Source organism: Novosphingobium rosa NBRC 15208 (genome assembly GCF_001598555.1).
GTDB classification, from domain to species: domain Bacteria; phylum Pseudomonadota; class Alphaproteobacteria; order Sphingomonadales; family Sphingomonadaceae; genus Novosphingobium; species Novosphingobium rosa.
This window is the reverse complement of record NZ_BCZE01000084.1, coordinates 1-12,544: the sequence shown is the minus strand read 5'-3', so window position 1 is coordinate 12,544 and position 12,544 is coordinate 1. Positions and strand designations below refer to the sequence as shown.

Below are 12,544 nucleotides of genomic sequence, written 5' to 3'. Positions count from 1 at the left end.
TCCTCTGTCAGGGGCAGACTTCGCTTTCGCGCGGTGCCCCGCAGCAATTAGTGCTGGCGGCAGCGGCCTCGGGGCGGTGGGCACATGGAGCAGCACAAAGCAAAACCCCTTGCTGCCGCACACCACCACGCGGTCTGGGAAGGAAAAATGACGAAGCTCGGGCATCGAGGTTGAGCCTGGGTTGCCCTTGTAATTACGCAGATGGTACCCATATCGAGCTTATCGCCCATTATCGTCTCGCACGTGGGTGGCTGAGAGACTGCGCGCTCCCGCATCAGGCTGGAGTATGGCCGTGGACCTTAATCATCTTCTCTACCATCACCAACTTTCGCTCATTCGGGCCGGGGCGCAGCCTGCTGCTTCCCGCGCAGGCGCGTTCGGACTTGTGAAGCACTACCAGACAAGAATTGACAGGCTTCGGAACCTCATGGGTGTTTCGCACTATCCCGCCTGGTGCACGGCTGCCCAGGTGCCTCATTCGACCATGAGCAAGATGGCCCCGTTTGCGGGGAGCGTGAGCCAGTGATAGGTTGGACAGGATCGATGGAGCCCAAAATTACACGTGCTATGAACGTGAACCTGCCCGAGCAGGAGGTCATCGACGGGTGTCGTCGCAAGGCGATTGCGATCAGCGCAATCGAAACCTTACTCTCGGGAGGCACTCACTTAGTCTGTGTCACGATCGAAGGGGCTGACGATGCTCGGCACCTGTTCAGGCAAAACATGATCCACGGCGCGGTGCGACGTGCCTCTTTCCAGCGGATTGATGCGACACGCTTTCGGTGATTAAGCCTTTTTCGAGGATAGTCATCGATCTTCGCGAAGAACTTTCCCCACTTGGCCTTGCCCGCTCGTGTGCGGGGGAGGTGGCTTAAGCGCGAAGCGAAAGAAACCGCCGATAGATCGCCGCATATTTGCCTTGGAAGCGCGGCGCGGGATCCGTCTTTTGGATGTCGTCTGGTCGACATGCTTTCGACGAAGCGCGGGAAGGTACGAAAAAGCGTTGCCTGTGTCTGTTGATCGAGAAATCGAGCCGCCGATGGGGTGTGGCCTTTTTCAAGCCTCACTGGCAGCTGCCTCTAAGATATGTGGCTGGCGGGCAACGCTTGCGTAGAACAGGATCAATCAGGTCTGCTTGGAGAAAAAGCGCTCCACCAAGCTCGCTGCAAGCCGTGCCGGACGCCTTGTTTCTGCGTCCAGGCAGCACCAACTTGACGTGACTTCTGCCAGAACGTCTTCGCCTCGCCGAATGATCGTCTGGTAAAAAGCTCGTGCGCCAAAGACCTTTTTGAGAATGACGGTGGCGATGATATCATCGTTGATAAACGCGGGTTTTCGATACGTGATCTCATGCTTCAACGCGACCCAAAGATGGCGGGCAATTTCTTCGGCGGGCGCAATGCCACGCCAATGGCTGATCACAGCCTCCTGCACCCATTTGAGATAGCTTGCGTTGTTGACATGCCCCATGAAGTCGATGTCCGAAGGATCGATGGCCACGGCAAAGCGATAGGGAGCGCTGTCAGTCACGATAACCTTTCTACGCCCTGGAGGTCCGCCATGCAATCGAAACACGGATAACTGGATCAACCGATGGTCGCGTTCCGCCGGCCGAACGAAGATGCAGTGCTTGTAATTTCATTGCTTGCACAAGATCTCAGGAAGATCGGACATCACGCTGTGCCTTGGGCGATTGCATCGCTGAGAGGCGTTCAGTGGGTTTGCTCCGGCTCATTGAAGCGTCTTCGCATCGCATCCAGCTCTGCCCTTTGCAGGCGCAGCACGCGGGCGCGATGGGTGTAGGTGTTGTAACGCATCCCCACTCGGCCATTCACAAAGTCGCTGGTCAATTTTCTTGCCCATAGATCGACTTGATCTTCCAGTCTGGTGATCTCTTTGGGAAAAGGGTTAAGCGGTGACCAATTGACATCGGGACTGGAAAGGTGGCCGCCCTCATTCTCCCAATTTTCTTCCGCGCAGGATTGAGTTTCCTCATCCGGATCGAGGGTCACAGCCGAGACACATGGGTGTGTAATCTTGACGGATGCTCTGCGCATATTTCCGGTATCGTTGAAGAAAAATGTCATCGTTCGTCTCCATCCAAGAGCGGGAGCACTGTCTATTCCAATGGGCATGGGAACCTCCGTTGCAGACCGCTTGCCGGAATGACCGTTTTCACAGGGCCCGTGGACGCGTTTGGTCAGTCAAAATCCCAGTTTCGAAAGAGGCTGTTACTGGCAAGCCGCATCATCGCGAGATGATCGATAGATTGCCTCCCGCTCACGATTTTGAAGCGCCATTGTTCCTCAACCGGCTGGCTGATCACGTAACCGATGGCTTCGCCGAGGGTCCATTCGCCTTCCTGGCACATGCTGCGGTCCACGCCGAAGCGATCTGGCATCTGTTCCCAAAGCGCAACGGGGGAATCGAATTGAGGAGTTTGCATGGCGCGGTCCTCCAAGGGACTCGCAGATTGCAGCGCGCCCACTCACCCCAGCGCTTTTTCTGGACAAAGGTCAAAGCAATTCGAGCTGGGCGGAAAGTTTTGCGATGGAGCGAGGCCAGATCGTATCGACCGGCAGGCCCGTGACCATGGGCTATTCTTCACCCTTATAGGCCCAGCCTGTCAAAATCCGGAGGTTCTAAATGACAGGCAACATTCATTCTCTGCCGCAGGTGCAACTCGGCCAAGACGGTCCGTTGATCGGGGCTCAGGCGAACATGCTTTTTTCGGCATGGATGGCGGCGATCAGGCGGTCCACTTCGGCGGTGGTGTTGAACAGGGCAGGGGTGACGCGCAGCCCCGGCCCGGCGGCAAGTCCTGCCTTGGCCACCACCAGCACGCCATATTTCCGGACAAATATTGCCTGCGCATGTTTGGCTTGGTCGATGGTTTTCATGCCGGGCATCCGGAAAGAGCTGATGGCCCCGTAATTGTCCGGCTCATCGGGCAACATCAGGGAGAGCCCCCCGATGTCGCGCACGCCATCGACCCAGCGGTTGCGCAAATGCCGCAGGAAGCCTTGTTTGCGCTGGATGCCGATCTGGTTCAGCACATCGATGGCGGTCGGAATGGTCAGCCGCGCTGCGAAATCGACCGTGCCCGAAGGAATGCGGGCGCGAATGTCATCCTCGGCATAGATGCGGTTGCCCAGCCAGCGGCCAATATCGCCCTGGCGTTCCTTGCGGATATAGATGCCGCCCACGCCCAGCGGCGCACCGACCCATTTGTGCAGGGAAAAGCCGATGAAGTCGGCGCCGGTCACCGTCACGTCGAAGGGCATCTGGCCGACGGCCTGCGCGGAATCGAGGATGACATCCACGCCACGCGCCCTGGCCATGGCGACAATCTCGGCCACTGGCGGGATCAGGCCGTTACGGTTCGAGACATGGGTGAGCAGCAGCAGCTTCGCGCGGGGCGTTTCCTTCAGAACTTTCTCATAGGCGGCCAGAATGTTGGCGCGCGTATGCGGTTCGGGGATCGAGAAGCGCACCACATGCGCGCCCCGGCTCTCGCCCAGATAGTCCATGGCATATTGCATCTCGTCATAGTCGACATCGGCATAGATCACGCCGTCGCCCGGCGTGATCCCCTTGTAGTTGACGATCAGCGCATACAGCGCTTCGGTGCCGCCGCCCGCCAGCGCCACCTCATCGGGCCTTGCGCCGATCAGCCTGGCCACGGCATCGCGTGACCGGCCCAACTCGATATCGCGTGAGGCGCCTGGCACCATATCGCGCAGAAAGGTGGAGTTGTAGCGGTTCACCCATGCGGTTTTTTCGCGATAGGTTGCCTCCACCGGATGGGTCATGGCGCCATAATAGGCGGCATCAAAGTTCACGATGTGGCGGTCCACCGAGTAGAGCGCATCCATCTCGCGTTCCATCGCCGCCCAGTCGGTGCTGCCTTGCGCGGTTGCCGGTGCGGCTTTGGCCATGTTGGCCCCGGCCACCGTTGCCACCCCCAGAGCGCCGGCCCGCATCAGAAACTCGCGTCGATTGGTCATGATCGCCCCGTTGAAGATCCTCGCTGCCTCGTTGCATGATACAATGTTACTTTAACTCGGGCGAATGACGTAGAGGGAAGCGTCGCGCCTATGCCTCCATCACATGCGGTTGGCCCAGCATGGCGCAATGCACGGGCGGCAACCTCACCCCCGAAAGACGCGCCGAGCGACCATCGGTTCGGCGCGCTGATCTGCTCGATGGAGGCTGGTGGCCTGATGACAGCTTCAGGCGAAGCTCCGGACTGAACGGGGGTGATGGCGGGGCGGCTGCGGCGCGGATGTCGGCAGATCTCAAAGGCTGTGATGGCAGGGGTTTGGGCGACGAGGCGACAGCTTCGCTGTCTTGCCATGCAGGGTAAGGTCATTTATGCATATACATAAATAGACCCAGCGCCGCATGCTCTTTACAGGCCTCTGCGCTTGGGTGATGTGTTCGACAATGTTTCGGGAAACGGTCTGCCTGCGCTCTTCTTTCAAGAGGGCTGGCGGCATATCATGGGCTCGTCTACGCGTCTTGCCGGGCCGGTTCCGGTCGTTCACTTCTGGATATGGAAGATTTGTAATGGCAAATGCGGGCAAGCTCGCCGTCGAGCGGGAGGGGGTTAGCCTTTACGATCTTATCCGGCAGGAGATTGAGGCCAACATTATGTCGGGCCTGTGGGCGCCGGGCCACCGGATTCCCTATGAACACGAGTTGATGAAGCACTATGACTGCTCAAGAATGACGGTCAATCGCGCCCTCGCCACGCTTGTCGAACGCGGGTTGATCGAACGGAAGAAGCGGGCCGGTTCCTTCGTGCTGGCGCCCAAATTTCACCGGGCCGCATTTGAATTGCCCGATTTGCGAGCCCATACCCTGGCGCAGGGCAAAAAATACGATTTCGACCTGCTTGAGCGCGAAATCCGCCCCGCCAATGCGCGCGACCGTTCGCAACTGGATATCGAGGGCGGGGATGTTCTTCACATCAAATGCGTCCATTATGTGGATGGCAAGCCTTTCGCGCTTGAGCGAAGGATCATCAATCTGTCCCTGGTGGCGGCGGCAAGAGACGCCGATTTTGAACGCGATCCCCCCAATTCCTGGCTTTTTGCCCATGTGCCCTGGAGCGATGCACGTCATGAAATTTCGGCGATCAACGCCGATCAGGACATGGCGGGCAACCTGGCCATCCGCGAAGAGGCCGCGTGCCTGATGGTTGAGCGTTGGACCTGGCGTGCGGCGGAAAAAAACACCTATGTGCAGATGATCTATCCCGGGCAGACTTTCAGCATCAGCGCCGAATTTCGGCCCTGACGAGTTCTGTTTGAAAAGGGATATGCTCCCGTCCGTGTGCTGTGGCTGGCCGACGATCAGGATCGCGGCCGGGTTTTCTCCATGATGTTCGGCGCGATGCGTCATCCGCCCCGCTCGGCAGGGGCATGCGGGCCGCGAAAGCTTCTTTACCCCAAGCGGGCAGGCGCTGGGCTGGCGACGTCGATTTCAAGGATCAGACCAGGCCCGGACAGCGTGACATGTTGCTGCGCCGCCAGAACCACGGCATCGAACTGGGCAAGGTCAAGGTTGCGGCCTTCGATGGCGATGGATGCGCCGGTTTCGGCGATCAGAATGGAGGTCTGCGCGGTGGTGATGAACCGTGCGGCCGGGGAGCGGCGCATCGTTGCATGGACTCCGCCGCGCCGGACCATCAGATTGATGTCCCGCACCATGCCGCCAAGAGGGCGTCCGAAGGTTGGCACATCGCCGGGGTAGGCGAGCGGCGCGCTTGCGCACTCAAGAATCGTGCTGTTTCCCGCCACGGTCAACGCCAGTCGGCCCGACAGGATTGCCATGATACGATCCACACCGGGGAAGCTGGAAAAATCTCCTGCCTGCTCGACATCGGCGATGCTCACCCGCCAGAGAAAGTCATCGCTTCCGGCGCCGGGCGGGTGAACCAGCACCTCGCTGGTCATCCCGCCGCCATTTTTCCATGGCTGAGGGCGGCGGTCAGCCGCCCTCAGGATGGTGATGCCGCTCACCCGAGGATGCCGGGCAGGTTCAGGCCTTTCTCACGCGCGCAATCCAGCGCGATCTCGTAACCGGCATCGGCATGGCGCATCACGCCGGTGGCGGGATCGTTCCACAGCACGCGCTCAAGGCGGGCCGCCGCTTCCGCTGTGCCATCGGCCACGATGACCATGCCCGAATGCTGCGAATAGCCCATGCCCACGCCGCCGCCATGATGCAGCGAGACCCATGTCGCGCCGCTGGCGGTGTTGAGCAGGGCATTGAGCAGCGGCCAGTCGCTGACGGCATCGCTGCCGTCCATCATCGCCTCGGTCTCGCGGTTGGGGCTGGCCACCGAGCCGCTGTCGAGATGATCGCGACCGATCACCACCGGCGCCTTCAGCTCGCCGCTTGCCACCATCTCGTTGAAGGCCAGACCCAGCCGGTGCCGATCGCCCAGCCCGACCCAGCAGATGCGCGCGGGCAGGCCCTGAAAATGGATCTTCTCGCGCGCCATATCCAGCCAGCGGTGCAGGTGCTTGTTGTCGGGCAGCAGCTCCTTCACCTTCTGGTCGGTCTTGTAGATGTCCTCCGGATCGCCCGAGAGCGCAGCCCAGCGGAAGGGGCCCACGCCCCGGCAGAACAGCGGGCGGATATAGGCGGGCACGAAGCCGGGGAAGGCGAAGGCATCCTCCACGCCCTCATCGAAGGCGACCTGACGGATGTTGTTGCCGTAATCGGTGGTGGGCACGCCGCGCTTCTGGAAGTCCAGCATGGCGCGGACATGCGTGGCCATGCTGGCCTTGGCGGCGGCGGCCACGGCGGCGGGATCGCGTTCGCGCTTGTCGAGCCATTCGGCCACGGTCCATCCGGCGGGCAGATAGCCGTTGATCGGGTCATGCGCGCTGGTCTGGTCGGTCAGCAGATCGGGCAGGATGCCGCGTTCCAGCATCCGGGGCAGAACCTCCGCCGCATTGCCCAGCAGGCCGACCGAGATGGGCTTTTTGCTGGCCCTGGCCTCCTCGATGATCGCCATGGCCTCGTCCAGCGTTTCGGCCATGCGGTCGAGATAGCCGGTGCGCAGGCGCATCTCGATCCGGCTGCGCTGGCACTCGATGGCGAGGCAACTGGCGCCCGCCATCACGGCGGCCAAGGGCTGCGCGCCGCCCATGCCGCCAAGCCCCGCCGTCAGCAGCCAGCGGCCCGAGAGATCGCCACCATAATGCTGGCGGCCCATCTCCACGAAGGTTTCATAGGTGCCCTGAACGATGCCCTGCGTGCCGATGTAGATCCAGCTGCCCGCCGTCATCTGGCCGTACATGGCCAGACCCTTCTTATCCAGCTCGTTGAAATGCTCCCAAGTGGCCCATTTGGGCACCAGATTGGAGTTGGCGATCAGCACGCGCGGCGCGTCCCTATGCGTGCGGAACACGCCGACCGGCTTGCCGGACTGGACCAGCAACGTCTGGTCATCCTCCAGCTTGCGCAAGGCTTCTACGATACGGTCGAAGCTTTCCCAATTGCGCGCGGCGCGGCCAATACCGCCATAGACCACCAGCTCCTCGGGGTTCTCGGCGACATCGGGATGCAGGTTGTTCATCAGCATGCGCAGCGGCGCCTCGGTCAGCCAGCTTTTGGCGGACAGCTCCGTGCCGGTGGGGGCCTTGATGATGCGGCTGTTGTCGAGACGGTTCATACATGCCCTTTCGCGAAGGCGAGGCAGGCGGCGATCACCTGCCGAAGCGTGGGAAGAATGGCGGGCTGGATGTCCAGCGGTGCCGGCCAGTTGTCGGGGGTGGGCTGTTCGGGCTCGGTCATGTAGCCGCGGATCGCCAGTTCCATCTGGATGGCGTGGATGCCGTTTTGGGGTTGGCCATAGTGGCGTGTGGTCCAGCCGCCCCGGAAGCGACCGTCCAGAACATGGGTGAGCCCGCTGGCGGAGCAGGCTTGCTGCACGGCCTGGGCCAGCGCGGGGTCGCAGGTTGCGCCCCCATTGGTGCCGATGTTGAACTGGGGCAGCGCGCCCGCGAACAGGCGGGGGATCTGGCTGCGGATCGAATGGGCGTCATAGAGAACGACATGAGGATGGATTGCACGCAGCCGCGCCAGTTCGGCGGTGATGGCCGCGTGATAGGGATTGAAGTAAGCGATCCGCCGCTGTTCGATTTCGGCCTGATCGGGGGTTTCACCCTTATACAAGGGCTCGCCATCGAAAGTTTCGGTGGGGCACAGGCCCGTGGTCGCCTGCCCGGGATAGAGCGACGCGCCTGAAGGATCGCGGTTGCAGTCGATCACGCTGCGCGAGATGCTGGTGCGCACCGTGGTCGCGCCCAAATCCCGCGCGAAGGCGTAAAGCTGGTCGATCCACCAGTCGGCATCCTTGCGCGCCAGCCATGGCGAAGCGAAGCGCTCCTCAAGCTCCGGCGGAATCTTCGTGCCGGTGTGCGGAAAGGCCACCACCAGCGGAGCCTCCCCGCGATGGATCTCCAGCCAGTGCGTCATGCCACGCCCGGCAGAGGCAAGGCAGCCGCCGCCACAATCGCGCCCGAGCGGATCAGGCGGTTGGCCGCTTCCATATCGGGATGGAAATGGCGGTCATCCTCCAGCGTGGGAATCTCGCGGCGCGTGGCGGCCCGCACGGCCTCCAGCGCGGTGCTGGAGGTGAGCGGGGCATGGAAGTCCACTCCCTGACAGGCGGCCAGCAGCTCGATGCCCAGCACGGCGGTGGCATTGGTGGCCATGTCCATCAGGCGGCGCGCGCCATGGGCGGCCATGGAGACATGATCCTCCTGATTGGCGCTGGTGGGGATGGAATCGACACTGGCGGGATAGGCGCGCTGCTTGTTCTCGCTGACCAGCGCGGCGGCGGTTACCTGCGGGATCATGAAGCCGGAGTTGAGACCGGGGCGGGGCGTGAGGAAAGCCGGCAGCCCCGAGAGCGCCGGATCGACCAGCATGGCCACGCGCCGCTCGGCGATGGAGCCGATCTCGCAGATGGCCATGGCGATCATATCGGCGGCGAAGGCGACGGGCTCGGCGTGGAAATTGCCGCCAGAGAGGGCCTCGTCGGTCTCGGGGAAGATCAGCGGATTGTCGGAGACGCCATTGGCCTCGGTCAGCAGCGTGGTGGCCGCCTGACGCAGCACATCGAGCGCCGCGCCCATCACCTGCGGCTGGCAGCGCAGGCAATAGGGATCCTGCACGCGCGGATCATCCTCGCGGTGCGAGGCACGGATGGCCGAGCCGGCCATCAGGCTGCGCAAGGTCTCGCCCACGGCCATTTGCCCCGGGTGGCGGCGCAGCAGATGGATGCGTGGATCGAAGGGGGCGTCGGTGCCCTTGGCCGCCTCGGTGGACAGGGCCCCGGTGACCAGCGCGGACTGGAACAGCACCTCGGCCTCGAACAGCCCGGCCAGCGCATTGGCGGTGGAGAATTGCGTGCCGTTGAGCAGCGCCAGCCCTTCCTTGGGCCCCAGTTCGATGGGAGCCAGACCGGCCTTGGCCAGCGCCTCCACGGCGGGCAGCACCGCGCCATCAAATTCAATCTCGCCCACGCCGATCATCGTGGCGGCCATATGCGAGAGCGGCGCCAGATCGCCGCTGGCACCCACAGAGCCCTGGCTGGGCACCACCGGGGTCAATCCCCGCGTCAGCATGGCGTCGAGCAGGGTCACCGTCTCGGGCCGCACGCCGCTGGCGCCCTGGCCAAGGCTGGCCAGCTTCAATGCCATCATCAGCCGCACCACCGGCACCGGGCTGGGCGCGCCTGTCCCCGCCGCATGGCTCAGCACGATGTTGCGCTGAAGCGTGGCCAGCTCATCGTCAGCGATGCGCACCCCGGCCAGCTTCCCGAAGCCGGTGTTGATGCCGTAAACCGGCACGCCCTTGGCCAGAATCCGCGCAATGGCCTGCGCGCTGGCGGCGATGGCGGGCGCGCTGGCGGGATCGAGACGGGCGGAGGCACCGCGATAGATGGCGCGCCAGTCGGCCAGCGACACATCGCCGGGCGTGAGGACGATCTCGTTCATGAACCACTCCAGATGCGGGCATGGAGCGGGTTGAACCCCATGCGATAGACAAGGTCGGCGGGATGATCGACATCCCAGATGGCAAGGTCGCAGCGCTTGCCGGGCTCGAGGGTGCCGATCTCATCGGCCATGCCCAGCGCCCGCGCGGCGTTGATGGTGACGCCCGCAAGGCATTCCTCGACCGTCAGGCGGAACAGCGTGGCACCCATGTTCATCGCCAGCAGCAGCGAGGTGAGGGGCGAGGTGCCCGGATTGCAGTCCGTCGCCAGCGCGATGGGCACGCCCGCCGCACGCAGCAGGGCAACGGGGGGCAGCACGGTTTCGCGCGTGAAATAGAAGGCGCCGGGCAGCAGCGTGGCCACCGTCCCACTGGCCGCCATCGCCGCCACGCCTGCCGCATCGAGATGTTCGAGATGATCGGCGGACAAGGCCCCGTAGCTTGCGGCCAGCTGCGCGCCATGGAGGTTCGAAAGCTGCTCGGCATGGAGTTTCACCGGCAGGCCGTGGCGGGCGGCGGCGGTGAACACGCGCTCGGTCTGGGCGGGGGTGAAGCCGATGCCCTCGCAAAAGGCGTCGACCGCATCGATCAAACCTTCCTCGGCCAGCGCGGGGATCATGACCTTGGTCACCAGATCGATATAGCCATCGGCGTCGCCCGCAAATTCGGGCGGCAAGGCGTGAGCGCCCAGAAAGGTCGTCTTGACGGTAACCTTGCGCATTTTGCCCAGCTGGCGCGCGGCGCGCAGCATGCGGCGTTCCGCTTCCAGCGCGAGGCCGTAGCCCGATTTGATCTCCACCGTCGTCAGGCCTTCGGCCATCAGGGCTTCCAGCCGGGGGAGCGCGGCGGTGATCAACGCCTCCTCGCTGGCCTGCCGGGTGGCCTTCATCGTCGAGACGATACCGCCGCCTGCCTGTGCGATCTCTTCATAGGAAGCGCCGGCCAGGCGCGCCTGCCATTCCTCGGCGCGGCTGCCGCCATGGACCAGATGGGTGTGGCAATCGATCAGCCCGGGGGTGATCAGTCGCCCTTCGCAGGCGGTCGTCCGCGCTGCCTGGAAATCGGGGGCTGTCCTGGCGGGCCCCGCGTAAAGAATGATCCCGTCGCGCATGGCCACAAGCCCGTCCATGATGGCGCAGGCGCCTTGCTTCATGGTCAGCAACTGCGCATCCCGCCACAGCTGGTCGCAGGAGATGGAAGATGGCGGAGAAGGGGCTGTCATCGCCGGAAAGGCTCCATGCTTGTGACGGACTCGGTTGCGCTGCGCTGCTTAAATGTATAGACATTAAGGAAGGGAGGCGCAATCCCCTTCGTCGACATCATGGAGTCTGCCCGATGAGCCAGTTTGCCAAATCGCCCGGCGACGCGACCTTCCATATCGCGCAAGCCTTGCTGCCGGGTGGCTGGACGAAGGATGTGCGCCTGACCGTCTCGGCGGGGGTCATCACGGGCGTGACGGCAGGCGTGGCCGCGCTTGCCGGCGACGAGCGCCATGAAATTGCCTTGCCGGGGCTGCCCAATCTGCATTCCCATGCCTTCCAGCGTGGCATGGCGGGCTTTGCCGAGGTGACCGGAGACAGCGCCGACAGCTTCTGGACCTGGCGCGAGGTGATGTATCGCTTCCTTGCGCGGCTGAGCCCCGAGGATATGCGCGCCATCGCCGCCATGGCCTATGTCGAAATGCTGGAGAGCGGCTTTACCCGCGTGGGCGAGTTCCATTACCTGCATCACGATCCGCAGGGCGCGCCCTATTCCGACTGTGCGGAGATGGCGGGCGCGGTGGCGCAGGCCGCGCAGGAGACGGGGATCGCGCTGACCCTGTTGCCGGTGTTCTACGCCCATGCCGGTTTTGGCGGGCAGGCGCCCGGCGCGGGGCAAAGGCGCTTCATCCATACGCTGGACGGCTTTGCCCGGATGCGCGAGGCAGCTAGTCGCTTGCTGGCCGGCCAGCCCGATGCGGTGCTTGGCGTGGCGCCGCATTCCTTGCGTGCGGTGACGCCCGGGGAACTGGGCGAGCTGGTGCGGCAGGCGCCCGGGGGGCCGGTGCATATCCATATCGCCGAGCAGACCCGCGAGGTCGATGACTGTCTGGCATGGTCGGGGCAGCGCCCGGTGGCATGGCTGCTCGATCATGCCGATGTCGATGCGCGGTGGTGCCTGGTGCATGCCACGCATATGACTGTGGCCGAAACCCGCGCTTTGGCCGCGACCGGCGCCGTGGCCGGGCTGTGCCCGATCACCGAAGCCAATCTGGGTGACGGGCTGTTCCCGGCGCTGGAGTTCATGGCGGCTGGCGGCCGCTGGGGCGTCGGGTCTGATTCCAATGTGCTGATCGATGCCGCCGAAGAGTTGCGCTGGCTGGAATATGGCCAGCGCCTGGTCCAGCGGCGCCGTAACCTGCATGCGCAAAAGCCCGGAGCCCATACCGGTGACGCATTGCTGGGGAGCGCATTGGCAGGCGGCGCTCAGGCGCTGGGCGGGCAGGCGGCGCTGGCGGCGGGTGCTCCCGCCGATTTTGTCACCC

The 12,544-nt window shown here is 63.5% G+C and carries 12 protein-coding genes; 3 read left to right on the top strand and 9 right to left on the bottom strand.

Annotated features, from left to right (window positions below; all coding sequences use genetic code 11):
- Nucleotides 1-567 precede the first annotated feature (567 nt).
- Nucleotides 568-786 carry a hypothetical protein gene (locus SR3_RS25270; protein WP_245654094.1) on the top strand — a complete coding sequence of 73 codons (219 nt, stop codon included), beginning with the start codon at nt 568-570 and terminating at the stop codon, nt 784-786.
- 339 nt (nt 787-1,125) lie between these two features.
- On the opposite strand, the gene SR3_RS25265 is transcribed toward SR3_RS25270, so the two are convergent.
- From SR3_RS25265 to SR3_RS25255, 4 genes are all read right to left on the bottom strand, one after another.
- Nucleotides 1,126-1,530 carry an acyl-CoA thioesterase gene (locus SR3_RS25265; protein WP_068092408.1) on the bottom strand — a complete coding sequence of 135 codons (405 nt, stop codon included), beginning with the start codon at nt 1,528-1,530 and terminating at the stop codon, nt 1,126-1,128.
- 182 nt (nt 1,531-1,712) lie between these two features.
- Entirely contained in the window at nt 1,713-2,087 is a 375-nt protein-coding gene (locus tag SR3_RS31630; RefSeq protein ID WP_157099103.1) for a hypothetical protein, read from the bottom strand.
- A 113-nt stretch (nt 2,088-2,200) separates the two neighbouring features.
- Nucleotides 2,201-2,446, bottom strand: coding sequence for a hypothetical protein (locus SR3_RS25260; RefSeq protein WP_157099102.1), 246 nt, complete (start codon nt 2,444-2,446; stop codon nt 2,201-2,203).
- A gap of 265 nt (nt 2,447-2,711) precedes the next feature.
- On the bottom strand, nt 2,712-4,007 hold the full coding sequence (locus SR3_RS25255; protein WP_068092403.1) for an aminotransferase class V-fold PLP-dependent enzyme: 1,296 nt from the start codon (nt 4,005-4,007) through the stop codon (nt 2,712-2,714).
- Nucleotides 4,008-4,569: 562 nt separating this feature from the next.
- Here SR3_RS25255 and SR3_RS25250 point away from each other — a divergent pair.
- On the top strand, nt 4,570-5,301 hold the full coding sequence (locus tag SR3_RS25250; RefSeq protein ID WP_068092401.1) for a UTRA domain-containing protein: 732 nt from the start codon (nt 4,570-4,572) through the stop codon (nt 5,299-5,301).
- A gap of 146 nt (nt 5,302-5,447) precedes the next feature.
- On the opposite strand, the gene SR3_RS25245 is transcribed toward SR3_RS25250, so the two are convergent.
- From SR3_RS25245 to hutI, 5 genes are read right to left on the bottom strand one after another with little or no spacing between them, the layout of a single operon-like run.
- Complete coding sequence (locus SR3_RS25245) at nt 5,448-6,026, bottom strand: HutD/Ves family protein (protein WP_281198743.1); 579 nt, start codon at nt 6,024-6,026, stop codon at nt 5,448-5,450.
- The gene (hutU, locus tag SR3_RS25240) at nt 6,023-7,690 is read right to left on the bottom strand and encodes a urocanate hydratase (protein WP_068092395.1); all 1,668 of its coding nucleotides are present in this window, start codon (nt 7,688-7,690) and stop codon (nt 6,023-6,025) included. Before hutU ends, SR3_RS25245 begins: the two co-directional genes overlap by 4 nt.
- Nucleotides 7,687-8,496, bottom strand: coding sequence for an N-formylglutamate deformylase (gene hutG, locus SR3_RS25235; protein ID WP_068092391.1), 810 nt, complete (start codon nt 8,494-8,496; stop codon nt 7,687-7,689). The genes hutU and hutG overlap by 4 nt, the downstream gene beginning before the upstream one ends.
- A complete protein-coding gene (gene hutH, locus SR3_RS25230) occupies nt 8,493-10,022 on the bottom strand; it encodes a histidine ammonia-lyase (RefSeq protein ID WP_068092388.1) in 1,530 nt (509 codons plus the stop codon). Before hutH ends, hutG begins: the two co-directional genes overlap by 4 nt.
- Nucleotides 10,019-11,215: an imidazolonepropionase gene (gene hutI / locus SR3_RS25225; protein ID WP_068092451.1), complete on the bottom strand. Its 1,197-nt coding sequence runs from the start codon at nt 11,213-11,215 to the stop codon at nt 10,019-10,021. The genes hutH and hutI overlap by 4 nt, the downstream gene beginning before the upstream one ends.
- Before the next feature lie 140 nt (nt 11,216-11,355).
- On the opposite strand from hutI, the gene SR3_RS25220 reads away from it, so the two are divergent.
- Nucleotides 11,356-12,544: formimidoylglutamate deiminase (locus SR3_RS25220; protein ID WP_068092380.1), on the top strand; the 1,189-nt coding region annotated here is incomplete at its 3' end.